This is a genomic window from Ralstonia sp. SET104 (assembly GCF_003851545.1).
In the GTDB taxonomy this organism is placed as follows: Bacteria; Pseudomonadota; Gammaproteobacteria; order Burkholderiales; family Burkholderiaceae; genus Ralstonia.
Genome location: NZ_BHVX01000013.1, coordinates 116,399 through 141,220, shown reverse-complemented (window position 1 = coordinate 141,220; position 24,822 = coordinate 116,399). Strand labels below are relative to the sequence as shown.

The window sequence follows — 24,822 nt, the reverse complement described above, 5'->3', positions numbered from 1 at the left end:
AACTTGAGGAACTCGTCACCATGCGGTTGATTCTGTTGGGCGCGCCCGGCGCCGGCAAAGGTACGCAAGCCAAATTCATCTGCGAGAAGTTCGGCATTCCGCAGATTTCCACCGGCGACATGCTGCGCGCTGCCGTCAAGGCCGGCACCCCGTTGGGCATCGAAGCCAAGAAGGTGATGGACGCTGGCGGCCTGGTGTCGGACGACATCATCATCGGCCTGGTGAAAGACCGCCTGCAACAACCGGACTGCAAGAACGGCTACCTGTTCGACGGCTTCCCGCGCACCATTCCGCAAGCCGAAGCCATGAAGGATGCGGCCGTGGCGATCGACTACGTGCTGGAAATCGACGTGCCGTTCGATGCCATCATTGAGCGCATGAGCGGCCGCCGCGTGCATGTGGCCTCGGGCCGCACGTACCACGTCAAGTACAACCCGCCCAAGGCCGAAGGCGTGGACGACGAAACCGGCGAACCGCTGATCCAGCGAGACGACGACAAGGAAGAAACCGTACGCAAGCGCCTGGACGTGTATGAGAACCAGACGCGTCCGCTGGTCGATTACTACTCGCAGTGGGCCGCCAACGGCAACAGTGCCGCCAAGGTTGCACCGCCAAAGTACCGTGCGATCAGCGGCGTGGGCAATGTGGATGAAATCACTGCCCGCGTGTTCGGCGCGCTGCAGGACTGAGCACACCCGGCAACGGACCTGCCAAGAGAAACGGCGCCTCGATCACGAGGCGCTTTTTTTTTTTGCGCGATCGCCGGCCGCTTCGCGCTACCATATGACGTTGACGTAAACGTCAAGTAACCGGCAAACCACAAACGAGGAGACACGGCATGGAGATTCGCGATCAGGTATTCATCGTCACCGGCGGCGCGTCGGGGCTGGGAGCGGGCACGGTACGCACGCTGGCGGAAGCTGGCGCCAAAGTGGTGATTGCCGACTTGAACGAGGCGGCCGGCATGGCGCTCGCGCAAGAACTGGGCGGACGCTTCGTGCGCTGCGATGTGGCATCGGAAGCCGACGGGCAAGCCGTGGTGGAAGCAGCGACCGCCCTCGGCACGCTGCGGGGGCTGGTGAACTGCGCGGGCATCGCCACGGCATCGCGCACAGTGGGCAAGACCGGGCCGCATCCGCTGGACCAGTTTGCACGCGTGATCAACGTGAACCTGATCGGCACATTCAACATGATCCGCCTGGCCGCGACGGCCATGGCCGGCAACACGCCCAACGCAGGCGGCGAGCGCGGCGTGATCATCAACACGGCGTCGGTGGCGGCGTTTGACGGGCAGATCGGGCAGGCGGCCTATGCGGCGTCCAAGGGCGGCGTGGTGGCGATGACGCTGGCGATTGCGCGCGACTTGTCGCGCGACGGTATCCGCGTGATGACGATTGCACCGGGCATTTTTGAAACGCCAATGCTGCTGGGCATGCCACAGGAAGTACAGGATGCGCTGGGCAAGATGGTGCCGTTCCCGCCACGCCTCGGTAAGCCGGCCGAGTATGCACAGCTCGCACGCGCCATCGTCGAGAACCCGATGCTCAATGGCGAGACCATCCGGCTGGATGGCGCCATCCGCATGCAGCCGAAATAAGAACCCGCTCACGATCCTATTGCGCGGCCCGATCTTGGCCCTGCGATGCTCGCCGTACATTCGAACCGCGCGCGACGGGTCGTGAACAGGTTCCAGATCAAGCGGCTGGCAGCGCCATCCGGCGGATCATCTGCCACGCTGCCTCGGCCGCCGGTGAGAGCGAGCGGTCATGCCGACGCGCCAGCACAATGGCGCGCGTTTCTTTTGGGGCAAGCGGCACCGCCACCAACGGCGACGACGACGGCAGCGGCAACGACAGCGACGGCACCACACCCGCGCCAATGCCCGCCTCCACCATGCCGAATACGGCGCTGCTGTGGCCCATCTCCTGCGCCACGTCAGGATGCACGCCGTGGCGCAGGAAGATGCGATCGATCAGCGGGCGGCTGCCCGATGCATGGTCAAGCAATACGACCGCTGTGCGATGCAGGTCTTTCCAACGCACGCTGCTGCGCTGGGCGAAGGGGTGATCCTTGCGGCAGACCAGGCAGAACGGGTCGGTCAGCAGCGGCTCGGTCCACAGGCCTTCGGTATCGAGCGGCTCAACTACCACGCCGAAATCTGCCCCGCCCGTGCGGATCAACTGCAGCGTGTCGACCTGCACCGAGTCGCGCACGATCATGCGAATGTCGGGGTAGCGCTGTGCACACTCAGCCACGTACAAGGGCATCAAGCGCGTTGATACGGTCGGGCTCGACGCCACCACCACGCGCCCGCGCCGCTGCTCGCCCACCTGGCGCGCCTGTTGCAGCGTGTCGTCCAGATCGGCGACCAGGCGATCGAGCGCCGTCGTCAAGGAGCGGCCCGCCTCCGTCAACACGACTTCGCGCGTGGTGCGATCGAGCAGCTTCAAGCCCAACTCACCTTCCAGTTCGGAAATCGAGCGGCTTACCGCCGGCTGCGTCAGGCCAATGGTGTCACCCGCCCGACTGAAGCTATGCGCGCGCGCCACAGCCAGGAAGACGCGCAATTGGCGCAGGGTCACATTCATGCTGGTATCGTATGAATTGATTCGATCAATGCATTTGTATTCTAGATGAGGATGTTGTGCAATAGCGCCCATCCCGCCATCCAACCCGCGCCGCCACGTAATGGTGACTGCACACGCACATGAAGATCCCGCTGTTGTCTCCGCTGTTCTCCCACATCGATGGGTTCATTCGCGCCATGCTGGTGATGGTCGCGCTGGCCCTGTTCTTCCCAGCACTGGGCGCCAGCGATGGCCCGCTGCGGCTGGACATCGTCACCATCGTCGGTGTGTCGCTGGTGTTCTTTCTGCACGGCGCGGCGCTCTCGCGCGAGAAGATCGTGGAAGGCGCGCGCAACTGGCGCCTGCATCTGTTCGTGCAGAGTTGCACATTCATTCTGTTTCCGCTGATCGGCGCGGTCATCCTCGTCGTATGCAAGCCGTTCATTCCGGCCGAACTGCTGCTGGGCGTGTTTTACCTGTGCGCGTTGCCGTCCACGGTGTCGTCTTCCGTGGCGATGACTGCGATGGCCAGGGGCAACGTGCCGGCCGCCATCTTCAACGCGACCATCTCGGGCCTGATTGGCATGGTCGCCACGCCGCTGCTGATGAGCTTCGTGATTCAGGCGTCGGGTGCGGATCTGTCGGTGGGCAAGGCCCTGCTGGGCGTGGCCGAGCAGTTGCTGCTGCCGTTCGTGCTGGGTCAATTGCTGCGCCCGGTCATTGGCGGGCTCATCGCAAAATACAAGGCCATCATCAACAAGGTTGACCGTGCGGTGATCTTGCTGATCGTGTTCAACTCATTTGCTGATTCGACGCACGCGGGCGTGTGGTCAAAGTATCCGTGGGAAACCATCGTTGCCGTAGCGATCATGAGCGGCGCGCTCCTGTTTGTCGTGCTGGGTGCGACGACGTGGCTTTCGCGGCGCGCGGGCTTCAGGCTTGCCGACGAGATCACTGCCGTGTTCTGCGGATCGAAAAAGAGCCTGGCCAATGGCGTGCCGATGGCGAAGATCCTGTTTGTCGGCAACCCGGCGCTGGGCCTGATCGTGCTGCCGCTGATGATCTATCACCAGTTGCAACTGATCGTGTGCTCGACGCTGGCACGCAAGTATGCGGATCGTGTTGCGCACGCGGAGGCCAGCGCCGGTGCACCGGCCAGCCGCCCCGCGTGATCAACGCAGAGCCGTCAACCTCGCAAGCCCCGCTTCCGGCCAGTGGTAGGTGTGCACCCATGCATGCCCGCCATCGGCCGTCTCCAGCCAGTCCCGGCTGACCGGCACACCGCCCAGGGTTTCGTAGAAGCCGAAGGCGGCGGTGTTCGCCTCGTACACCAGCAGATGCAATTGCGTGATGCCCTGGGCTGCAGCCCAGCGTGCCGCCTCACCCATCAAACGCTTGCCAACGCCATGGCCGCGTGAAGCCGGCAGCAGATGCAGGTTGTCGACGAGTGCACCCCAGGGCGTGTCGTCTTCACGCAGCATGCAGAGAAAACCGATGGTCTGGCCGTCAAGATCAGCACACCACACGCGCTGCCCGGCCACGGGCGCGGCCATACGCGCATGCCACTTCGTTTGCATGTTGGCGCGGGCCGCACCATCGAGAAACGCGTCGGACAGGATACCGAGCCCGCGATACGCGCTCTGCCAGCTTCGCGTGTGGATCTCGGCGATGGTGCTCGCATCAGACGCACCGCCTTCGCGTAGCACAAGCGTCGTCATCAAACGCCGGGGTTGCGCGACAGCGGCGGGTTCTTGGCAAAGTACGCGTGAATGCCGCGCAGGATGGCGTCGGCCAACTGGTTCTGGTGGCCCAGGTCGTTGAGCTTGGCTTCTTCTTCCGGGTTGGAGATGAAGGCCGTCTCGACCAGGATCGACGGAATATCGGGCGCCTTGAGCACCGCAAAGCCCGCCTGCTCAACCTGGCCCTTGTGCAGTCGGTTGATACCGCCAATCTGGTCCAGCACCGCCTTGCCGATCTTCATGCTGTCAGTGATCTGCGCGGTGGTCGACAGGTCCAGCAGCACGCGCGTGACCTGCGCATCTTTCGAGCCGAGGTTCGCGCCGCCGATCATGTCGGCCGCGTTCTCCTTGTTGGCGAGCCACTTGGCTTGCGCGCTCGACGCCCCGCGATCCGATAGCACGAACACCGACGCCCCGCGCGCTTCCGGCGAGAGAAACGCATCGGCGTGAATGGAGACGAACAGATCGGCCTGCACGCGGCGCGCCTTCTGTACGCGCACGCCCAGCGGGACGAAGTAATCGGAATCGCGCGTCATCATGGCGCGCATGTTGGGCTGGGCGTCGATCTTGGCCTTGAGCATGCGGGCAATCGACAGCACCACGTCTTTCTCGTGCGTGCCGGCGCCGCCCGTGGCACCTGGGTCTTCACCGCCATGACCGGGGTCGATGGCGACCGTCAGCAGGCGCCGCATGCGCGGGCCGTTCGACGGCGCACGTGACGCAGACGATGAGGGCTGCTCGGGAACGATCTCCAGCGGCGGCGTGTGCGGCGCGTTGGCCAGCGTCGACGGCGGGTTCGCGGATGTGGCAGGCGGTGTCTTGCGCGGCGGCGTGCGGTTGGCGAGCGCCGGGTGAGAATCTTCGGCCGGCGACTTGGCCGGGCTGCCGCCGCTGTTACGGCGGGCTAGCGCGGCGATCGGATCGTCGTCGTCCGACGGGGCTGGCATCGGCGTGCCGCCCGAAGCAGCAAAGCGCTCCTGCTTGCCTTCCGTGGCCTGCACGAGCTGCATCAGCGGGTCGGGCGGGTTGGTTGGATACAGATCGAAGACGAGCCGGTTGCGATAGCCGGCAATCGGCAGCAACGTGAACACCTGCGGGTTGACGCTTTCCTTCAGATCGAACACCAGGCGCACCACGCTCGGCCGGTTCTGGCCCACGCGCACCTGGCGGATGTACGGATCGTTCGGCGCAATCTTGGCCACCAGCTCGCGCAGCGTCGGGTTCAGGTCGAGCCCGTCAATGTCGACCATCAAGCGGTCCGGATCCTTGATGAGCTGGTGCGTGGCCTTGAGCGCGACATCGGATTCGATGGTTACGCGTGTGTAGTCTTCGGCCGGCCACACACGCACCGCCACGATGTTGGCGCCGCGCGCAATCTGCGGGCCTGCCAGGCTCAGGATGACGGTGCCTGCACCTGCCTTGGCCATGCGCGTGAGCCATTGGCGGCGGGCCTGGCTCGGCAGGGTGGGATCATCCGGTTGATCGGTAGGCAGATGCTTGATCAGCATGGGAACAGGTGTTGCAACGACTGTAAAAGTTGAAGGCCGGTTTGCGTGCGTGCAGTGAGGCGCGCAAGGCGCGGTGCATGCTCAACGCCGTCATCGTAGGTTTCGTGCACAACGTCAACCGACAAGGCGAGATGCAGATCGGGCGTGCCCAGCAGTGCCTGCGCCTTCTCGGGCCATTCGACCAGGCACAGCGCGGGTTCGGCAAAGCAGTCGCGGAAGCCGGCGTCGGTCCATTCTTCGGGATCGGCAAAGCGGTACAGGTCAAAGTGATAGACCTTTTGTGTGCCAGTGGTTCCGGCCACGTCGTATGGCTCGACCAGCGTATAGGTGGGGCTGCGCACACGCCCGGTATGCCCGAGGCCACGCAGAATGGCACGCGAGAGCGTCGTTTTGCCCGCGCCCAGGTCGCCAGAGAGTTGCACCTGCACGGGCCGCGGCCCCAGCGCCAGCACGGCCTGCGCGAGCGCCGCTCCGAAGGCTGACGTAGCCGCTTCATCGGCGAGCGAAAGAACACGCTCGGCGAGCGGAGGGATCAGACCAGAAGGCGCATTAGCTGGGAGCACGGTGGGCATTGCGTACAATTTGGGCATGTCCGCCACCCCCACGTCATCACCCGAAACGAACCTGGATGCACGCTTGCCGGCCGACGAGGCCGGCATGCACGCGCTTGTCGCGCAGATCCGCTCCTGGGGCGCCGAACTCGGTTTCGATGCGATCCGCATCGCCGATGTCGACCTGTCGCACGCTGAAGAAGGGCTCCAGACATGGCTTGCGCAGGGGTTTCACGGTGACATGGATTATATGGCGAACCATGGCATGCTCCGCGCACGCCCGGCCGAACTTGTTGCCGGAACGGTACGCGCGATCGTCGCGCGGATGCCGTATCTGCCACATCTGACCGATCCGCACACGGCCCGCAGCGATTGGCGTACGGTCGAATGGGACCGCCTGCGCCGTCCCGAAGACGCGACCATCTCGCTATACGCCCGCGGCCGCGACTATCACAAGGTGCTGCGCCAACGCCTGCAGAAGCTGGCGGAAAGGATTGCCGGCGCCGTCGGCCCGTATGGCTTTCGCGTGTTCACTGATTCGGCGCCGGTGCTGGAAGTGGCATTGGCCAGCAACGGCGGCCTCGGCTGGCGCGGCAAACATACACTGCTGCTCGACCGCGATGCGGGCTCGATGTTCTTCCTCGGTGAAATCCTGATCGACCTGCCCTTCCCCGTTGACCCACCCGTGGAGCCCCATTGCGGCAACTGCACGCGCTGCATCGACGTGTGCCCCACGCAGGCCATCGTTGCGCCGTATACGGTCGACGCGCGCCGCTGTATCTCGTACCTGACCATCGAACACAAAGGCAGCATCCCGGTCGAGCTGCGCGCGGCAATGGGCAACCGCGTCTACGGCTGTGACGACTGCCAGCTCATCTGCCCGTGGAACAAGTTCGCGGTGCCGGCCAATCTGCCCGACTTCGACGTGCGCAACGGATTGGATGCAGCCACGCTGGCGGAGCTGTTCAGTTGGACCGAGGCCGAGTTCAACCAGCGGCTGGAAGGCAGCCCGATCCGCCGCATCGGGCATGAGCGCTGGCTGCGCAACATTGCCGTGTCACTCGGCAACGCACTGCGTGGCCCGCTGACAGACGCCACGCGCATACAACTCACCGCTGCACTGCACGCACGCACCGGGGACACCTCCGAACTGGTGCGTGAGCACGTAGCCTGGGCGCTGGCACCAACGACGTGAGCACTCGCTCGGGTTACGTACACCAGCGCATCACGATTGTGATGCATCTTTAATTTGACGCTCCAAGCCGCCGCGCAGATTGTTTTAAAAACAAAACAATCTGCGTCTAGCACAAAGCCATGAATGCCCGCTTAACGCTAACGCCAGCAGGACCTTATACCGCCTAGTACGCAAACGCTTGCGCATCAGGGCAGACACCAATTGTTTGCAAATGAAATATCGGGAAAATGACGGCTTAATCCCAAACCGCTCACTTCGATGTTTTCCGCCCTTGTTGATCTTTGTCGCGCATTGCAGCTTGCCGTGTGCGCCCGCTCATCTTTGATGGCACGCGCCTGGCGCGGTGGTGTGATGGGCGCGGTGCTCTGCACCGCGTGCGCGGCGCCGGCATGGGCCGCGGTGAACGTCGAGGGCGTGCCATTCGACGACGCCGCACGTGTGGCTGGCCGCGAACTACTGCTCAACGGCACAGGGCTGCGCTCGGTGTTCGTTATCAAGGGCTACGTGGCAGGGCTGTACTTGCCCGAGCGCGCGAAGAACGCGGCAGTCATTCTCGGCATGAAGGGGCCGAAACGGCTGCAGATCCACCCATTGCGCAACGTGGGCGCCGACACCTTCATCCACGCGCTGAACGACGGCATCCACCGCAACCAGACCGAAATTCAAGTGCAAAAGCTGGCTGACCGCCTGACGCAGCTTGAAGACGCGATGCGCCAGATTGGCTCGACCAAGCGCGGCGACACCATCAACTTCGACTACGCGCCCGAGGCCGGCACCACCGTCAGCATCAACGGCGTGGCACGCGCCAAGGCCATCCCCGGCGAAGATTTCTATCAGGCCGTGCTCAGCATCTTTATCGGCAACAACCCGGTCGACCGCGACCTGAAAAGCGGGTTGCTCGGAACCTGACAATCCTGACGATCGGCTTTTCAGGGTTTCCCCGGTTGCCCCGTGGTTGGCGTTTGCAGTTGTGCTATTCAGCAATTTCCCCAGAAGAACGCAAACCGCACACGAAGCCACAAGGAGGATAACGATGACCAAGGGACGCCTGGCCGCCGGCCTGATCGCGACCATCGGAACGCTGTTGTGCGGGCCGGCGCTGGCCGACAACTACCCTGCCAAGCCAGTCAAGCTCATCATTCCGTTTCCGCCGGGCGGCACGACCGACATCGTCGGGCGCAGTGTGGCCGACCAGCTTTCCAAGGCGCTGGGCCAGGCGGTGGTGGTGGAAAACAAGGGCGGCGGTGGCGGTTCAATCGGCGCGGATGCCATCGCCAAGGCCGCACCGGATGGCTACACGATCGGCATCGCTACCGTTTCCACGCATGCCGTGAACCCGGCGTGCAACCCAAAGCTCTCGTACGATCCGCTCAAGGATTTCAAGCCCATCACCAATCTGGCCACGGTGGCCAACGTGATTGCGGTCAACCCGACCTTCCCGGCCAGGAACTACAAGGAATTCGTGGCAGTGCTGACGGCCAATCCGGGCAAATATTCGTTCGCCACCTCTGGCACCTGCGGCATCGGCCACATGCTGGGTGAAGAATTCAAGGTCTTGACCAAGACGCAGATGGTGCATGTGCCGTATCGCGGCGCGGGCCCGGCGCTGAACGACGTGCTGGCCAACCAGGTGCCGATCATGGTCGACAACCTGCCCTCATCCATGCAGTTCATCAAGGCTGGCAAGCTGCGCCCGATCGTGGTGGCGTGGAACAAGCGCATCGACAGCCTGCCCGACGTGCCCACTTTTGCCGAAGTCGGCCTGAAGGATGCGAATGACCCGGCGTGGTACGGCCTCGTCGCACCGGCCGGTACATCGGACGAAATCATCCGCAAGCTGCACGAGGCGTCGGTGAAAGCGCTGAAGGATCCTGGACTGGTTGACCGCTTCCGTGGTGCCGGCGCAGAACCGGTCGGCAACACGCCGCAGCAGTACACGGCCGAGATCAAGCGCGAGTTCGACAAGATGCGCTCGCTGGTCAAGCGGCAGAACATCAAGCTGGAGCAGTAGCCGTACCCTCCCGGGGCCTGTGCTAGATTCGGTGGATTGTTTTTGCGTCGGCCCCTGTCATGCCATCCCCTTTCGATGCCGTTCTCGACGCGCCCTTCGGCAAGCTGGGCGTGCGCATGGTCAACGGCGCGTTGCGTGAACTCGTCTACCTGCCGAAGAGCACCCTCACCATCGACTCCAGCAACGCGCTGATCGGCAAGCTCGCTCGTCAGCTCGACGCGTATTACGACAACCCTGACGTCACCTTCGACGTGCCGCTCGCGCCTGCCGGTACGGATTTCCAGCAGCGCGTGTGGAATGCCATCAGCGCCATCCCATGCGGCAGCGTCATCACCTACGGCACCATCGCCAAGCAGATCGGCAGCGTGCCACGCGCGGTGGGCCAGGCGTGTGGCGACAACTGGTTTCCGATTCTCATCCCGTGCCACCGTGTGGTGAGCGCGTCGGGCATCGGCGGGTTCTCGCACCATACCGATGGCTATCTGCTGAACATCAAGCACTGGCTGCTGCGCCACGAAGGCGTGATGCTGATATGAGAAAGGCTGCATCCAACCTGGCGGAAGCCGCCGCCCTGCCGCCGCAAAGCGCAGACGCCATCCAGCGCTTCTGTGATGCGCTGTGGCTCGAAGACGGCCTCGCGCGCAACACGCTCGATGCGTACCGGCGCGACCTGACGCTCTACGCGCACTGGCTGGCCGAGCGCAGCAAGTCCATCGCCGAAACCGAAGACGGTGACCTTGCCGACTACTTCGCCGCGCGCCATGCCCAAAGCCGCGCATCGTCCGCCAACCGGCGCCGCACGGTGTTCAAGCGCTTCTTCCAGTGGGCGTTGCGCGAGCACGTGGTGAGCACCGATCCATCGCGCCTGCTGCCCACGGCCAAGCAGCCGCCGCGTTTTCCAAAGACGTTGTCCGAAGCGCAGATCGAGGCGCTCCTCAATGCTCCTGATGTCGATACGCCGCTCGGCCTGCGCGACCGCGCGATGATCGAGCTGATGTACGCAAGCGGTTTGCGCGTGTCGGAAATCGTCGGGTTGAAGACGGTGGAGGTTGGCCTGAACGAAGGCGTGGTACGCGTGATCGGCGGCAAGGGCGGCAAGGATCGACTGGTGCCGTTTGGCGCCGAGGCCGGCGATTGGCTGCGGCGCTATCTCCAGGATCGGCAAACGGGCCGCGCAGCGTTGCTGGGCGAGCGCACCGCTGATGCGCTGTTCGTCACCGCGCGCGGCGATGGCATGACACGTCAGGCGTTCTGGTACCTGATCAAGCGCTACGCGCTGCTGGCCGATATTCACGCGCCGCTGTCGCCGCACACGCTGCGGCACGCGTTCGCCACGCACTTGCTCAACCACGGGGCGGATTTGCGCGTGGTGCAGATGCTGCTCGGCCACGCGGATATTTCCACCACGCAGATCTACACCCACGTTGCGCGCGAGCGGCTGCGCACGCTGCATGCGCAGCATCATCCGCGCGGATAGCGATCACGCTTTCCTGCCCCACATGAGCAAGACCAAACACGTTTCCGAGACGCCCGCCACGCAATTCCTCAAAGCCCACGGCGTCGCCTTTACCGAACACACCTATGACTACGTCGACCACGGCGGCACGACCGAATCGTCGCGCCAGCTCGGCGTGGACGAACACGCCGTCGTCAAGACGCTGGTGATGGAAGACGAGCACGCCAAGCCGCTGATCGTGCTGATGCACGGCGATTGTTCGGTTTCCACCAAGAACCTTGCGCGCCAGACCGGCCGCAAGAGCGTGCAGCCGTGCAAGCCCGAAGTGGCGCAGCGGCACAGCGGTTATCTGGTCGGCGGCACGTCGCCGTTTGGCGTGCGCAAGGCGATGCCGGTGTATGTGGAGGCGTCCGTGCTGGCGCTGGAGCGCATCTACATCAACGGCGGGCGGCGCGGCTTTCTGGTGAGCATCGCGCCGAGTGCGCTGACCACGGTGCTGAATGCGCAGCCCGTCAATTGTGCAAACCCCGATTGAAACGAACGCGGCGGCTGGGGCACGCTTGCGGCCACGCTACAATCCCGCAGCCTGAATTCTCAGAACACCTATGTCGTCAGTCGTCGCAACCGTCTTTTTTACCGTGGCCGCCTACCTGATCGGCTCGATCTCGTTTGCCGTAGTGGTAAGCCGCGCAATGGGCCTGGCTGACCCGCGCACCTACGGTTCTGGGAATCCGGGTGCCACCAACGTGCTGCGCTCGGGCAACAAGAAGGCCGCGATCCTCACGCTGCTGGGCGATGCGGCTAAGGGCTGGCTGGCGGTATGGCTGGCGCAACTGCTGGCCCCGCGCTTTGGGGTGGATGAGACCGGCATCGCGCTGGTGGTGATCGCCGTGTTCCTGGGCCACCTGTATCCGGTATTCCACCGCTTTGCCGGCGGCAAGGGCGTGGCCACGGCGGCGGGCATCCTGCTGGCGCTGAACGTGTGGCTGGGGCTGGCAACGCTGGCCACCTGGATCATCATCGCCGGCTTCTTCCGCTATTCGTCGTTGGCGGCACTGGTGTCGGCGGTGTTTGCGCCGTTCTTCTACGTGCTGATGTTCGGCTTCGACTGGATTGCAGGCGCGGTTGCGCTGATGGCGGTGCTGCTGATTGCACGCCACCGCGCCAATATCGGCAAGCTGCTCGCCGGCAAGGAAAGCCGCATCGGCGAGAAAAAGAAAGCTGCTTAATTTCGCAACTCGGCGCGCACCGAATGCGCGCGCCGATGTTCTCCCGGTGGCCGCCCCGTGTGCCGCCGGATCAACCGCCGGAAGGCGGACATGTCCTGATAGCCGCACTGCTCGGCAATCGTCGTCAGGCTCAGCGTGCTGACTTCCAGCAGATGACACGCACGCTCCACGCGCAGCCGGTGCAGCAATTGCAGCGGCGACATCCCCACCGTCTTCGTAAAATGCCGCAGCAGCGTCCGCTCGCTGGTTGACGCGGCGGCCGCAAGTTTCCCCAGATCGAACGGTTCATGCAGATGCTGCTGCAGATAACGTCGCGCGCGCAGCACGACGCTATCGCGAATCGCCGGTTTGCTGCGCAGCCAGATGCCGATGGCCTCGCCGCGTGATGGGTGGTCGAGCACCGTATTGCCCAGCGTGCGCGCGAGCCGTGCATCGGGCAGCCGCCCGACCACGCGGTGCATGAGCGCCACGCCATGCTCCATCGCCCGCGCGGTGATGACGTTGCCACTGCTGACGATGGCCTGCGCCGGCGCCGGTTTCAGGTGCGGAAAATTGCCCTGCACCCACCCTGCAATGAGCCACGTGACGGTCAGGCGCTGACCAGGTGGCAGCACGTCGGCCAGCATCGCGACGCCGGTGAAGGGCGACGCCACCAGTTTCCCTGCCTCCAGATAGCGGCGGATCGTGGCGCGCTCCACCTCCAGCAAGGCCAGGCGCTGTTCCAGCGTGCCGATGTGGTCGAAATGCAGCGGCGGCACGATCAGTGCATCGCCAAGCTGGGCATCGTCTTCCACCAGCGTCTCACAGCGGCAGGCGAGCGTTTCTGCTGCGGCCTGCCAGCGTGCCGGATCCCGCGCGATGAGCCGCCAGCCGAACACCGGCGTCTTGGTGGCATTGGCCCGCTTGCCGGCCTGCATGGAGGCCAGCGCATTGGCCACGCCGAGCGTGTCGGCGGCCGTTGCCAGCGTGGAAAAACCAGCGTCGGGAAAGGTCAGCAAGTCGATTTTTGGCATGCCCGAGTATAGGTGCGAGCTTGCCATCTGCCTGGCGGGATTAACCCCAACTCTGGCGGGAATGCCTCTTTCAGATCAGACCTGTCCGATTGAGGATGCGACGGTGGCTGCGCTCAGACGCGGTCGCCCATAACTACACCAACATCTGGAGACAACGCACGATGCAGCAATTCATGCAGGGATTCGCGCTGCGCAGCACGCTCGCCATGGCCGCGCTTGCGGCGCTGGCCGGCTGCGCAAGTACCGCCGATAGTAGCTGGGCCACGCCTTCGGACACCGACCTCTCAGCGGAAATCAGCCGCACCCGCTTCGGCATTCCGCACGTCCGCGCCAATGACTACGCCAGCCTCGGCTTCGGCATGGCCTACGCCTATGCGCAAGACAACGTCTGCCTGCTGGCGGATCAGGTCGTCACCGTCAATGGCGAGCGCTCGAAGACGTTCGGGCCGGACGGCACCGTTGTCGTATCGTTCAAGCCGGTGCCGAACACGCAAGCCGACGCGTTCTTCAAGAGCGCGTTCGACGAGGCGGGCCTGCGCGCCGGCTATGCGCAGATGTCGGCTGAAGCACGCGAGCTGCTGCGCGGCTACATCGCGGGCTACAACCGCTATCTGAAAGACACGCCGGCTGCCAACCGCCCCGCTGCGTGCCGCAATGCCGCTTGGGTGCGCCCCCTTTCGCTGGCCGACATGATGCGGATGGGCGAAGAAAAAGCTATCCAGGCCAGCAGTGGCGCCATGCTGGCGAGTATCGTCGCTGCGCAGCCGCCGGGCGGTGCGCCGGTGTCGAAAGCGATCCCGCTGCATGCCATCGACACCGCCGCGCTCGATCGCGACCTGCAACTGCGCGACATGCCGATTGGCTCCAACGGCTGGGCGTTCGGCAAGGCCGCCACCGACAACGGCCGCGGCGTGCTGCTCGGCAACCCGCACTTTCCGTGGACGACCACCAACCGCTTCTATCAGGTCCACCTGAGCGTGCCCGGCAAGCTGGATGTGATGGGTGCGTCGATTGCCGCGTTCCCGGTGGTCAGCATCGGCTTCAACAAAGACGTGGCGTGGACGCACACCGTTTCCACCGGCCGCCGCTTCACGCTGTTCGAGCTGAAGCTGGCCGAGGGCGACCCGACCACCTACCTGATCGACGGCAAGCCCCGCAAAATGACCACGCGTACCGTGGCCTTTGACGTGAAGCTGCCGGACGGCCGCATCGAGCGCCGCACGCACACCTTCTACGACACCGTGTACGGCCCGGTGCTGTCGATGCCCGCGGGCGGCATGCCGTGGACCACGCAGAAGGCGTACACGCTGCGCGACGCCAACCGCAACAACACGCGCTCCATCGACACATGGCTGCATATTGCGCAGGCGAAGGACGTGGCGGACATCCGCCAAGCGATCAGCAATCTTGGCATCCCCTGGGTCAACACGATTGCCACCGACCGCAACGGCCGCGCGCTGTTTGCGGATGTGTCGACCACGCCCGATGTCTCGGCTGAGGCGCTCAAGCGCTGCGCGCCATCACCGCTGGCGGACAAGCTGTTCCACGGCGTGGGGCTGGTGCTGCTCGACGGCTCGCGCAGTGCGTGCAACTGGCAGACCGATCCGGCGTCGCCAGTACCGGGCCTGGTGGCGCCCGAACGCATGCCGGTGCTCGAGCGTGACGACTACGTCGCCAACAGCAACGACAGTTCGTGGCTGAGCAACCCGGCGCAGAAGCTGACGGGCTTCTCGCCGGTGATGGGCTCGACCGACGTGCCGCAACGCCTGCGCACCCGCATCGGCATCATCGAGATCGAGCGACGCCTGACCGGCACCGACGGGCTGGCCGGCAACAAGATCAACCTGCCGAACCTGCAGGCGATGATCTTCCGCGACGCCAACCTCGCCGGCCACCTCGTGCGCGATGATCTGCTGGCCGCCTGCAAAGCCACGGCCAACGTCGATGCCGATGTGCGAGACGGCTGTGCTGCCCTTGCGCAGTGGAACCTCACGGACAACGTCGACGCCCGCGCCGCCCACCTGTTCCGCGAGTTCTGGATGCGCGCCAAGGACATCCCGCATGTCTACGCCGTCGACTTCAACCCGGCTGACCCGATACACACGCCGCGCAACCTGCGCATGCGTGACGCAACCGTACGCACGGCGGTGTTCAAGGCACTGAAGGATGCCGTGGGCGCGGTGCGCACCGCTGGCTTCGCGCCGGACGCGCCGCTGGGTACGGTGCAAGCAGCACACGCATCGGGCGGCGACGTCGCCCTGCATGGCGGCGAGGAGTACGAAGGCGTGCTCAACAAGCTGCAAAGCACGCCGATCGGGCCGAAGGGCATGCAGGTGTATTTCGGCACCAGTTACATCCAGACCGTCACGTTTGACGACCATGGCCCGGTAGCCGATGCCCTCCTCACCTACGGCGAATCAAGTGACCCGGCTTCGCCGCACGCCTTCGACCAGATGCGCGAGTTCTCGGCCAAACGCTGGAACCGGCTGCCGTTCTCGCAGGCCGCTATCGCAGCGGACCCGGCGCTGAAGGTGACAAAGCTGTCGCAATAAATCCATCGCCGCAAATGCAAACGCCCCGCTCGTGCGGGGCGTTTTGCGTGGGAGTGCGATGGGCTTAGTCGCGGAAGTTGTTGAAATCCAGCGGTGTATCGCTCACGTCCTTGCGCAGCATGGCGATGACGCTTTGCAGATCATCGCGCTTGGCGCCGGTCACGCGCACTGCGTCGCCCTGGATGCTGGCCTGGACCTTGATCTTGCTGTCCTTGATCGTCTTGACGATCTTCTTGGCCAGATCGCCCGACACGCCCTTCTTGATCTTGACGACCTGCTTCATCTTGTCGCCGCCGATCTTCTGCTTGTCTTGATAATCGAGAAAGCGCACATCTACGTTGCGCTTGGCGAGCTTGTTCATCAGCACGTCGTTGACCTGGTCGATCTTGAAATCGTCGTCGGCAAACAGGGTCAGTTCCTGCTCCTTGTGCTCGACGCGGGAGTCCGAGCCCTTAAAGTCAAATCGCGTCGAAATCTCTTTGTTGGCCTGTTCCACGGCGTTCTTCACTTCCACCATGTTGGCTTCGCATACCACGTCAAATGACGGCATCGTGTTCTCCTTGCAGACTTGTTCGGGTTGCTGCGGCAGCCACTGCATGTTCCATATGGGGTACCGCGTGCGCCATGGCTTTTATAATCCTGGCTTTCCCAGCAGATTTGGCGCCATGGCGTTGCTCGACACGCATTATCCCCTAGGCCAGCACAACACGTTCCGTTTTGAGGCTACCGCCCGTTACGCCGCGCACGTGCGCGCGCCGGAAGACATTCCCGCCGCGCTGGCCGATCCGCGCGTGCAGGGGCTGCCTGTGCTGGTGCTGGGCGGCGGCAGCAACGTCGTGCTCACGCGTGACTTTGATGGCCTGGTCCTGCTGATGGAGATTCCCGGCATCGTCACCGGCCGGACCACCGTCGATGGCCGCGCCGTGCACACCGTCACCGCAGGCGGCGGTGAATCGTGGCACGGCCTGGTCGCGCACACGGTCGCCAATGGCTTGCCGGGGCTGGAAAACCTCGCGCTGATTCCGGGCACCGTGGGCGCAGCTCCCATCCAGAACATCGGCGCATACGGCGTCGAGATCAAAGACCGCTTCCAGTCCCTGCGCGCGTACGACCGCCATGCTGGTGAGTTCGTCACGCTCGATACTGCCGACTGTGCCTTCGGCTACCGCGACAGCCTCTTCAAGCGCGCCGGTGCCGATCGCTACGTCATCACCGAGGTGACATTCGCCCTGCCCGTTGATTGGCAGCCCGACACGCACTACGCCGAACTCGCACGCGAACTGGCCGTGCAGAACATCGCCCGCCCGACAGCGCAGAACATCTTCGATGCAGTGGTCAGTATCCGCCGCCGCAAGCTGCCCGACCCGGCCAAGATCGGCAACGCGGGCAGCTTCTTCAAGAACCCGATCGTCGATGCCACCGTGCGTGATGCATTGGCCGAGCGTTTCCCGAATCTGGTCGGCTATGCGCAACCAGACGGCACGTACAAGCTCGCCGCGGGCTGGTTGATTGATCAATGCGGCTTCAAGGGCAGGCAAAGCGGCGCGGTAGGCGTGTATGAAAAGCAGGCGCTGGTGCTGGTGCACCGGGGTGGCGGCAGCGCGGTCCAGTTGATGACGTTGGCACGCGAGATTCAGGATGCGGTTCATGCGCGATTTGGCGTGCGCATCGAGCCCGAGCCAGTCGTGGTGTGAATGCCCCGGAGGATGGGCTCTTTGAGCATCTTGAGCCACATTACCGCGCCCAGCAGTCGGGCCGCCCCCGCCTGACGTACCCGCGGCCGAACCAATGGCCTAAAATGGTGAGTTTGCCCCCACGACTTCCCTGATTTTCCTTTTTTTGCGTTCCATTTCATGACCACCGAAACCTTTGACGGCGTCCGCCTGACCACCAAGGCCAATGTGTACTTTGACGGAAAGTGCGTCAGCCACAGCTTTACCCTGCCCGACGGCACGAAGAAGTCCGTGGGCGTGGTGCTGCCCGCCACGCTGACTTTCGGCACGGCCGCCGCCGAGATCATGGAATGCGTGGGCGGTTCCTGCGAATACAAGCTGGACGGCGCCGACGAGTGGAAGACCTCTGCCGCCGGTGAGCGCTTCCAGGTTCCCGCGAACTCCAAGTTCGACATTCGCGTGACCGAGGCCTACCACTACATCTGCCACTACGCCTAAGCGCGCGCAGCGATCATCTGAAGAGAAAGAGTATGGAAACCATCCTGCAACACGTTCCCGTCGGCCAAAAGGTCGGCATTGCCTTCTCCGGCGGTCTCGACACCAGTGCAGCATTGCGCTGGATGAAGAACAAGGGTGCACTGCCCTATGCCTACACCGCCAATCTCGGCCAGCCCGACGAAGAAGACTACGATGCCATCCCGCGCAAGGCCATGGAGTACGGTGCAGAGAAGGCTCGCCTGATCGACTGCCGCCCGCAACTGGCCAATGAAGGCATTGCCGCCATCCAGGCTGGTGCCTTCCACATCAGCACCGGCGGCATCACGTACTTCAACACCACGCCGCTGGGCCGCGCCGTGACTGGCACCATGCTGGTCGCCGCCATGAAGGAAGACGACGTCAACATCTGGGGTGACGGCTCGACCTTCAAGGGCAACGACATCGAGCGCTTCTACCGTTACGGCCTGCTGACCAATCCGGCGCTGAAGATCTACAAGCCCTGGCTGGACCAGACCTTCATCGACGAACTCGGCGGCCGCGCCGAAATGTCGGCCTTCATGACGAAGGAAGGTTTCGGCTACAAGATGAGCGCCGAAAAAGCCTACTCGACCGACTCCAACATGCTGGGCGCCACCCACGAGGCCAAGGATCTGGAGCACCTGAACAGCGGCATCCGCATCGTCAACCCGATCATGGGCGTGGCGTTCTGGAAGCCCGAGGTCGAAGTGAAGGCCGAAGAAGTGTCGATCACTTTCGACGAAGGCCGCCCGGTGGCCGTCAACGGCCGCGAAATCGCTGATCCGGTCGAGATGTTCCTGGAGCTCAACCGCATCGGCGGCCGCCACGGCCTGGGCATGAGCGACCAGATCGAAAACCGCATCATCGAAGCCAAGAGCCGCGGCATCTATGAAGCACCGGGCATGGCGCTGCTGCACATCGCCTACGAGCGCCTGGTCACCGGCATCCACAACGAAGACACGATCGAGCAGTACCGCATCAACGGCCTGCGCCTGGGCCGTCTGCTGTACCAAGGCCGCTGGTTCGACCCGCAAGCCATCATGCTGCGCGAAACCGCCCAGCGCTGGGTGGCCCGCGCCGTGACCGGCACCGTGACGCTGGAACTGCGCCGCGGCAACGACTACTCGATCCTGAACACCGAGTCGCCCAACCTGACGTATGCGCCTGAACGCCTGTCGATGGAAAAGGTCGAGGATGCACCGTTCAGCCCGGCCGACCGCATTGGCCAGCTGACCATGCGCAACCTGGACCTGATGGACACGCGCGACAAGCTGGCCATCTATTCCAAGGCTGGCCTGCTCTCGCTCGGCACCAGCAACGCACTGCCCCAGCTTGACGGCGGCAAGAAGTAACCGCGAGTCGCTTCCCAATGAAAAAGGCCGCTCCGACATAAATCGGAGCGGCCTTTTTCTATGGCTTCAGACTCGGGCTTAGTAACGGCCGCAGAGCAGATATTCCATCAGCGCCTTCTGCACGTGCAGGCGGTTTTCCGCTTCGTCCCACACCACGCTCTGCTTGCCGTCGATGACGGCCGCCTCGACCTCCTCACCGCGGTGTGCCGGCAGGCAGTGCATGAAGAGTGCATCAGGTTGTGCGCGCTGCATCATCGCCTCGGTAACCATCCAATCACCGAAGGCTTTCTTGCGCGCTTCGTTCTCCGCCTCGTAGCCCATACTGGTCCACACGTCGGTGGTCACCAGATGCGCGCCATCGCAGGCCTCGAGCGGGCTGTCAAACACGTGCACGAACGGCAAGCTGGAATCCGACACCATGGCCGGATCGAGTTGATAGCCCTTCGGTGCAGAAAAATGGAAGCGGAAGCCAAGAATTTCAGCAGCCTGGATCCACGTGTACGCCATGTTGTTGGCGTCCCCCACCCAGGTAACCGTTTTGCCTTTGATCGGGCCGCGCTGCTCGATGAAGGTGAAAATGTCGGCCAGCACCTGGCATGGGTGGTATTCGTTGGTCAGCCCGTTGATGACTGGCACGCGCGAATGCGCGGCAAAGCGCTCAATGATCTCCTGCCCGAAGGTGCGGATCATGATGATGTCGGTCATGCGGGAGATGACCTGCGCGGCATCTTCGATCGGCTCACCGCGCCCCAGTTGCGAGTCGCGCGTATTCAGGAAGACGGCGTGGCCGCCAAGCTGGTGAATGCCAGCTTCGAACGACAGGCGCGTTCGCGTGGAATTTTTCTCGAAAATCATGGCCAGCGTGCGATCGTGCAGCGGGTGCCACGTTTCGTAGTTCTTGAACTTGGCCTTGAGGATCTTGGAACGGTCCAGCAGGTATTCGTACTCTTCCAGCGAAAAGTCCTTGAACTGCAGGTAGTGCTTGATCGAGCTTGGTGGGTTCATAAAACAACGAAGGCGGCCCGCAGATGACGCACCGGGAAGTCCCGTGGCACGCCGCCCTAGCCGCCTTGTCTGGTGAAGATTCAGCCCATCATACGGGATCGCCACCGGTTTGGCGAGTTTCGCGCCGGGCTGTCCGGCTACCACAAAGGCCCGGCTGAAAGGCCGATGAAAGTCTTATATAAGATATAATACTGGCTGCCTCGGATGCATCAACCGTCTGCAAACCGGCATGACAAGCCGGTCCGTCGGATTCATGAATCGGCAACCAGGCAAGCGCATCATCCGCACCACAAGTGCACCCCGTTCGAACGTTGCGGCACCCGCGCGGTCGAAGTCGTTTGCAAATCTCCACACCCCCACGCAGTCCATGGCAGCCAACCCTCGCCAATTCTTTATCCAGGGCGTCACCCGCGACGGAAAGACCTTCCGTCCGAGCGACTGGGCCGATCGGCTGTGCGGTGTCATGGCGCAGTTCCGCCCCGCCGGCGACACCGGAGACCCCCGCTTCACCTACTCGCCGTATGTGCGCCCTGTCATGTCGGGCGGCATCCGGAGCGTGTTCGTCGACGAGCGCCTGCGCGACATCGAGCCCAAGGCGCTGGATTTCGTGCTGAACTTCGCGCACGACAACAACCTTCAGCTTGTAGAAGCCTGCATCCTGCCGGAAGGCAGTGCCCCCGCAAAAAGCTAAGGCTACCAAGACCACCCGACGCAACGCCCACACATTGCAGGTGCACAGAACGCAAAAAGCCCGTCCGAAGACGGGCTTTTTATTGTCGGGGCGCGACGTTACTGCCGCACCATGCCGGCCAGGCCGGCATCGCCCGAACTTAGGCAGCCATTGCCTTGATGGCAGCGGACAGACGCGACTTGGCGCGCGCAGCCTTGTTCTTGTGAACGATCTTCTTGTCAGCGATGCTGTCGATGGTGCTTTGGGCGGTCTTGAATGCAGCAGCAGCGGCAGTCTTGTCGCCAGCGGCCACAGCCTTGCGGACGCCCTTGATTGCGGTACGCAGACGCGAGCGCAGAGCCGAGTTGTGAGCGTTTTGAACGACGGCTTGGCGTGCGCGCTTGCGTGCTTGTGCGGTGTTTGCCATGGAAAAATCCCTGAAGAAACGGTAGCAAGCGCCCCGGGAGACACGGAAGGCCGAAGCGCGCAAATTGGTGAAAGACGGCAATTATACGCAGACTTCCGCCCTCAACGCAAACCCTGTTGTGAAATCATCCGGATAACGACAGATTGCGGCTTTTGCGGCACTTTTGGGCGGCTGGCGGGGCGGTCCCTATAATACGGCCGCAATTGCGCCAGCCAACGCGAACCCTGCAAGGCACCATCGGTCAGACCGCCATCGCCTTGTTTGCCTCTCGGGCGGCGCCCAACCACGTATTCATCTTGAATCTCCTCAAAACCCTCGCCACGATCAGTGGCCTGACGATGCTCTCGCGCATCACGGGGCTCATTCGCGAGACCCTGATCGCCCGCGCTTTTGGCGCCTCGGTCTACACCGACGCCTTCAACGTCGCATTCCGCATCCCCAACCTGCTGCGCCGGCTCTCGGCCGAGGGCGCGTTTTCGCAGGCATTCGTGCCGATCCTGGGCGAGTTCAAGAACCGGCAGGGCGAAGCCGAGACGCGCGCGCTGGTCGATTCGGTGGCCACGGTGATGACGTGGTTCCTGGTGATCATCTCGGCGCTGGGCGTGATCGGCGCGCCGCTGATCGTCACGGCCGTCGCCACCGGCTTCAAGACACACGAGAGCCAAGCCTATATCTCGGCGATCTTCATGACGCGAGTGATGTTTCCGTACATCGGGCTCGTATCGTTGGTGGCGCTGGCGTCGGGCATTCTGAATACGTGGCGGCAGTTTGCGGTGCCCGCGTTCACGCCGGTACTGCTGAACCTCTCATTCATTGTGGCAGCGCTGTTCGTGGCGCCGTTTCTTGACACGCCCATCTACGCGCAGGCCTATGCGGTGATGGTGGGTGGCATTCTCCAGCTCGCCATTCAGATTCCGTCGTTGCGCCGCATAGGGATGCTGCCGCGCGTGTCATTCAACGTGCGCACGGCGTGGCACCACCCAGGTGTGCGGCGCGTGCTCAAGCAGATGTTGCCGGCCACGCTGTCGGTGTCGGTCGCGCAGATCAGCCTGATCATCAATACGAACATCGCTTCGCGTCTGCCGACAGGCAGCGTGTCGTGGCTGAATTACGCTGACCGCCTGATGGAATTCCCGACCGCGCTGCTGGGCGTGGCGCTCGGGACGATCCTGCTGCCGAGTCTGTCGAAGGCGAGCGCGGACAACAACCGCGACGAATATTCGTCCCTGCTGGACTGGGGCCTGCGGCTGACGGTGCTGCTGGCGGTGCCGTCGGCGGTAGGCCTGTTCGTCTTCGGCGCGCCGCTCACGGCTACGCTGTTCCACTACGGCAAATTCACCGGCACGGACGTGGAGATGACACGGCAGGCACTGACGTCGTACGGCGTCGGGCTGATCGGGCTGATCGTCATCAAGATCCTGGCGCCGGGCTTTTATGCACGGCAGGACATCCGTACGCCGGTGAAGATCGCGCTGGTAGTGCTGGTGGCGACGCAGTTGTCGAACTCTGTTTTCGTGCCGATCTTTGGGCATGCGGGGCTCGCGCTGTCGATCAGCTTTGGCGCGACCATCAACGCAGCACTGTTGTTCTTCGGGTTGCGCCGCCGCGGCTATTACCACCCGCTGCCGGGCTGGGGGCTGTTCCTCGCGCAGGTGGTGTCGGCCGTGCTGCTGCTGGCCAGCGTGCTGCTGTGGCTCGCACACAATTTCGATTGGGTGGGGCTGGGCGCCAGGCCGCTCGTGCGCATCGCGCTGCTGGGGGCAAGCCTGGTCCTGTGCGCGGTGGTCTATTTCGGTACACTGTGGCTCACTGGATTGAAGTTCTCCACGTTCCGAAAGAAGGCCATCTGATGACCACTAAAGTCCTCGATTACTTTTCGGCCCTGGTCGCGGACGATGACAGCATCCCCCTCACAGAAACCGCCCTGTCGATTGCGCAGGACGCGTATCCAGACCTGGACCTGCAGGCAGAACTGGCCGCCATTGACGTGCTGGTCGCGCGGATCAAGAACCGTATTGCCGACGGCACACCGGCCATCCAGCGCCTGCGCCTGCTCAATCAGTTCTTCTATCGCGAGCTGGGTTTCGGGCCCAATGCAAACGATTACTACGACCCCGAGAACTCCTATCTGAACACCGTGCTGCAGAGCCGGCGCGGTATTCCGATCTCATTGGCGGTGCTGCTGATGGAGATCGGCCAGCAGATCGGGTTGCCGCTCAAGGGCGTGTCCTTTCCCAACCACTTCCTTGTGCGCATGAGCATTCCTGCGGGCGAGGTCGTGCTCGATCCGCTGACGGGGCAGACGCTGTCGAAGGAAGAGTTGCAGGACATGCTCGACCCATACCTGGAAAAGGAAGGCATCGAAGATCCGAACACGGTGCCGCTCGGGGTGTTTCTGCAGGTGGCCACGCACCGCGAGATCGTCGCGCGCATGCTGCGTAATCTGAAAGCGATCTACTTGCAGGAATCGCGCTGGCAGCGCCTGCTGGCGGTGCAGCAGCGGCTGGTGATCCTGCTGCCCGATTCGATCGAGGAAGTGCGCGACCGGGGGCTGGCCTACGCCAACCTGGAATGTTTCCGGCCCGCGCTGGAAGACCTGGAAGCCTATGTAGACGCCAGGCCCGATGCGGCCGACACGGCCAAGCTCAAGGAACGCATGCCGACGCTGCGTGCCATGAGCAAGAACTTGAATTGACGCCTACTTCTGTGCCACCGCGCCGCGGCGGCGCTTGAACAGCTTCCAGACTCCGCCGAGTGCCAACGGCACAATCGCCGCGCCCAGGCCGATCAGCACAATTGTGTTCAAGTGATCACGCACCATGGGCAGGTTGCCAAAGAACACACCCGACGCCACCAGCAAACCGACCCACAGCACGGCGCCGATCATGTTGAAGAGCTGGAACTTGGCAAACGTCATCTTCGACACACCGGCCACGAACGGCGCGAACGTACGGACCACCGGGATGAAGCGCGCCATCACAAGCGTCTTGCCCCCGTGGCGCTCGTAGAAACCGTGCGTCTTCATCAGCGCTTCGTGATCAAGAAAGCGGATGTGACCGTCAAATACCTTGGGGCCGATCCAGGAACCGACGAAATAGTTGACGGTATTGCCCGTGACTGCGGCGCTCACCAGCAGAACAATCAGCAGCCAGGCGTCCATCTGGCCGGTGGCGCACATGGCGCCGGCAATGAAGAGCAGCGTGTCGCCCGGCAGGAACGGCAGCACCACCAGGCCGGTTTCGGCAAACACGATGGCGAACAGCAGCACGTATACCCACGCGCCGTACTGCTGAATCAGCAGGCCCAGCGATTTGTCGACATGCAGCACGATGTCGACCAGTTGCATCACGATATCCAA

General features: G+C 63.4%; 26 protein-coding genes. 17 read left to right on the top strand and 9 right to left on the bottom strand.

The window, feature by feature from the left end:
* Positions 1-20 precede the first annotated feature (20 nt).
* Both adk and PSUB009319_RS17060 read left to right on the top strand, forming a co-directional pair.
* Positions 21-689: an adenylate kinase gene (gene adk / locus PSUB009319_RS17065; RefSeq protein ID WP_124383383.1), complete on the top strand. Its 669-nt coding sequence runs from the start codon at positions 21-23 to the stop codon at positions 687-689.
* 149 nt (positions 690-838) lie between these two features.
* The gene (locus PSUB009319_RS17060; RefSeq protein WP_124383382.1) at positions 839-1,597 is read left to right on the top strand and encodes a 3-hydroxyacyl-CoA dehydrogenase; all 759 of its coding nucleotides are present in this window, start codon (positions 839-841) and stop codon (positions 1,595-1,597) included.
* A gap of 97 nt (positions 1,598-1,694) precedes the next feature.
* Here the strand turns inward: PSUB009319_RS17060 and PSUB009319_RS17055 are convergent, their stop codons facing one another.
* On the bottom strand, positions 1,695-2,588 hold the full coding sequence (locus PSUB009319_RS17055; RefSeq protein WP_124383381.1) for a LysR family transcriptional regulator: 894 nt from the start codon (positions 2,586-2,588) through the stop codon (positions 1,695-1,697).
* A gap of 119 nt (positions 2,589-2,707) precedes the next feature.
* Between PSUB009319_RS17055 and PSUB009319_RS17050 the strand changes: the two genes are divergently transcribed.
* Complete coding sequence (locus PSUB009319_RS17050; protein WP_124383380.1) at positions 2,708-3,739, top strand: bile acid:sodium symporter family protein; 1,032 nt, start codon at positions 2,708-2,710, stop codon at positions 3,737-3,739.
* Here the strand turns inward: PSUB009319_RS17050 and PSUB009319_RS17045 are convergent, their stop codons facing one another.
* From PSUB009319_RS17045 to tsaE, 3 genes are read right to left on the bottom strand one after another with little or no spacing between them, the layout of a single operon-like run.
* The gene (locus PSUB009319_RS17045) at positions 3,740-4,285 is read right to left on the bottom strand and encodes a GNAT family N-acetyltransferase (protein ID WP_124383379.1); all 546 of its coding nucleotides are present in this window, start codon (positions 4,283-4,285) and stop codon (positions 3,740-3,742) included.
* Complete coding sequence (locus PSUB009319_RS17040; RefSeq protein WP_124383378.1) at positions 4,285-5,814, bottom strand: N-acetylmuramoyl-L-alanine amidase; 1,530 nt, start codon at positions 5,812-5,814, stop codon at positions 4,285-4,287. The genes PSUB009319_RS17045 and PSUB009319_RS17040 overlap by 1 nt, the downstream gene beginning before the upstream one ends.
* Positions 5,808-6,386, bottom strand: coding sequence for a tRNA (adenosine(37)-N6)-threonylcarbamoyltransferase complex ATPase subunit type 1 TsaE (gene tsaE / locus PSUB009319_RS17035; protein WP_124383394.1), 579 nt, complete (start codon positions 6,384-6,386; stop codon positions 5,808-5,810). The genes PSUB009319_RS17040 and tsaE overlap by 7 nt, the downstream gene beginning before the upstream one ends.
* 16 nt (positions 6,387-6,402) lie before the next feature.
* Here tsaE and queG point away from each other — a divergent pair, with 16 nt between their 5' ends.
* The 7 genes from queG to plsY all read left to right on the top strand — a co-directional run bounded on the left by queG (position 6,403) and on the right by plsY (position 12,256).
* Positions 6,403-7,560 carry a tRNA epoxyqueuosine(34) reductase QueG gene (gene queG / locus PSUB009319_RS17030; RefSeq protein ID WP_124383377.1) on the top strand — a complete coding sequence of 386 codons (1,158 nt, stop codon included), beginning with the start codon at positions 6,403-6,405 and terminating at the stop codon, positions 7,558-7,560.
* Between the two features lie 258 nt (positions 7,561-7,818).
* Positions 7,819-8,469, top strand: a complete 651-nt coding sequence (locus PSUB009319_RS17025) for a chalcone isomerase family protein (protein WP_124383376.1) — start codon at positions 7,819-7,821, stop codon at positions 8,467-8,469.
* A 124-nt stretch (positions 8,470-8,593) separates the two neighbouring features.
* Positions 8,594-9,571 (top strand): tripartite tricarboxylate transporter substrate binding protein BugE, encoded by a 978-nt coding sequence (locus PSUB009319_RS17020; RefSeq protein ID WP_124383375.1) that lies wholly within the window; start codon positions 8,594-8,596, stop codon positions 9,569-9,571.
* A gap of 59 nt (positions 9,572-9,630) precedes the next feature.
* Positions 9,631-10,107: a methylated-DNA--[protein]-cysteine S-methyltransferase gene (locus PSUB009319_RS17015; RefSeq protein WP_124383374.1), complete on the top strand. Its 477-nt coding sequence runs from the start codon at positions 9,631-9,633 to the stop codon at positions 10,105-10,107.
* The gene (gene xerD / locus PSUB009319_RS17010; RefSeq protein WP_124383373.1) at positions 10,104-11,048 is read left to right on the top strand and encodes a site-specific tyrosine recombinase XerD; all 945 of its coding nucleotides are present in this window, start codon (positions 10,104-10,106) and stop codon (positions 11,046-11,048) included. The genes PSUB009319_RS17015 and xerD overlap by 4 nt, the downstream gene beginning before the upstream one ends.
* Before the next feature lie 22 nt (positions 11,049-11,070).
* A complete protein-coding gene (ybaK, locus tag PSUB009319_RS17005) occupies positions 11,071-11,562 on the top strand; it encodes a Cys-tRNA(Pro) deacylase (RefSeq protein WP_124383372.1) in 492 nt (163 codons plus the stop codon).
* Between the two features lie 70 nt (positions 11,563-11,632).
* Positions 11,633-12,256: a glycerol-3-phosphate 1-O-acyltransferase PlsY gene (gene plsY / locus PSUB009319_RS17000; RefSeq protein WP_124383371.1), complete on the top strand. Its 624-nt coding sequence runs from the start codon at positions 11,633-11,635 to the stop codon at positions 12,254-12,256.
* Here the strand turns inward: plsY and PSUB009319_RS16995 are convergent.
* Positions 12,253-13,296 (bottom strand): GlxA family transcriptional regulator, encoded by a 1,044-nt coding sequence (locus tag PSUB009319_RS16995; RefSeq protein WP_260393018.1) that lies wholly within the window; start codon positions 13,294-13,296, stop codon positions 12,253-12,255. The two genes, plsY and PSUB009319_RS16995, sit on opposite strands and share 4 nt — an antisense overlap.
* A 134-nt stretch (positions 13,297-13,430) precedes the next feature.
* Here PSUB009319_RS16995 and PSUB009319_RS16990 point away from each other — a divergent pair, with 134 nt between their 5' ends.
* The gene (locus tag PSUB009319_RS16990; RefSeq protein ID WP_124383370.1) at positions 13,431-15,821 is read left to right on the top strand and encodes an acylase; all 2,391 of its coding nucleotides are present in this window, start codon (positions 13,431-13,433) and stop codon (positions 15,819-15,821) included.
* 64 nt (positions 15,822-15,885) lie between these two features.
* Here PSUB009319_RS16990 and PSUB009319_RS16985 read toward each other — a convergent pair whose 3' ends face one another.
* Positions 15,886-16,371, bottom strand: coding sequence for a YajQ family cyclic di-GMP-binding protein (locus PSUB009319_RS16985; RefSeq protein ID WP_124383369.1), 486 nt, complete (start codon positions 16,369-16,371; stop codon positions 15,886-15,888).
* Positions 16,372-16,486: 115 nt separating this feature from the next.
* Between PSUB009319_RS16985 and murB the strand changes: the two genes are divergently transcribed.
* The 3 genes from murB to argG all read left to right on the top strand — a co-directional run bounded on the left by murB (position 16,487) and on the right by argG (position 19,362).
* A complete protein-coding gene (murB, locus tag PSUB009319_RS16980) occupies positions 16,487-17,515 on the top strand; it encodes a UDP-N-acetylmuramate dehydrogenase (RefSeq protein WP_124383368.1) in 1,029 nt (342 codons plus the stop codon).
* Positions 17,516-17,674: 159 nt separating this feature from the next.
* The gene (locus tag PSUB009319_RS16975; protein WP_124383367.1) at positions 17,675-17,992 is read left to right on the top strand and encodes a pyrimidine/purine nucleoside phosphorylase; all 318 of its coding nucleotides are present in this window, start codon (positions 17,675-17,677) and stop codon (positions 17,990-17,992) included.
* A gap of 32 nt (positions 17,993-18,024) precedes the next feature.
* Entirely contained in the window at positions 18,025-19,362 is a 1,338-nt protein-coding gene (argG, locus tag PSUB009319_RS16970; protein WP_124383366.1) for an argininosuccinate synthase, read from the top strand.
* Positions 19,363-19,440: 78 nt separating this feature from the next.
* On the opposite strand, the gene argF is transcribed toward argG, so the two are convergent.
* A complete protein-coding gene (argF, locus tag PSUB009319_RS16965; RefSeq protein ID WP_124383365.1) occupies positions 19,441-20,367 on the bottom strand; it encodes an ornithine carbamoyltransferase in 927 nt (308 codons plus the stop codon).
* A 367-nt stretch (positions 20,368-20,734) separates the two neighbouring features.
* Here argF and PSUB009319_RS16960 point away from each other — a divergent pair, with 367 nt between their 5' ends.
* Positions 20,735-21,058, top strand: coding sequence for a DUF3579 domain-containing protein (locus PSUB009319_RS16960; protein ID WP_065859800.1), 324 nt, complete (start codon positions 20,735-20,737; stop codon positions 21,056-21,058).
* A 139-nt stretch (positions 21,059-21,197) separates the two neighbouring features.
* Here PSUB009319_RS16960 and rpsT read toward each other — a convergent pair whose 3' ends face one another.
* Complete coding sequence (gene rpsT, locus PSUB009319_RS16955) at positions 21,198-21,464, bottom strand: 30S ribosomal protein S20 (protein WP_004631753.1); 267 nt, start codon at positions 21,462-21,464, stop codon at positions 21,198-21,200.
* Positions 21,465-21,760: 296 nt separating this feature from the next.
* Between rpsT and murJ the strand changes: the two genes are divergently transcribed.
* Both murJ and PSUB009319_RS16945 read left to right on the top strand, forming a co-directional pair.
* The gene (gene murJ / locus PSUB009319_RS16950) at positions 21,761-23,314 is read left to right on the top strand and encodes a murein biosynthesis integral membrane protein MurJ (RefSeq protein ID WP_124383364.1); all 1,554 of its coding nucleotides are present in this window, start codon (positions 21,761-21,763) and stop codon (positions 23,312-23,314) included.
* Positions 23,314-24,159, top strand: coding sequence for a SirB1 family protein (locus tag PSUB009319_RS16945; protein ID WP_124383363.1), 846 nt, complete (start codon positions 23,314-23,316; stop codon positions 24,157-24,159). The genes murJ and PSUB009319_RS16945 overlap by 1 nt, the downstream gene beginning before the upstream one ends.
* A gap of 3 nt (positions 24,160-24,162) precedes the next feature.
* Here the strand turns inward: PSUB009319_RS16945 and PSUB009319_RS16940 are convergent, their stop codons facing one another.
* The gene (locus PSUB009319_RS16940) at positions 24,163-24,810 is read right to left on the bottom strand and encodes a VTT domain-containing protein (RefSeq protein WP_124383362.1); all 648 of its coding nucleotides are present in this window, start codon (positions 24,808-24,810) and stop codon (positions 24,163-24,165) included.
* Positions 24,811-24,822 lie beyond the last annotated feature (12 nt).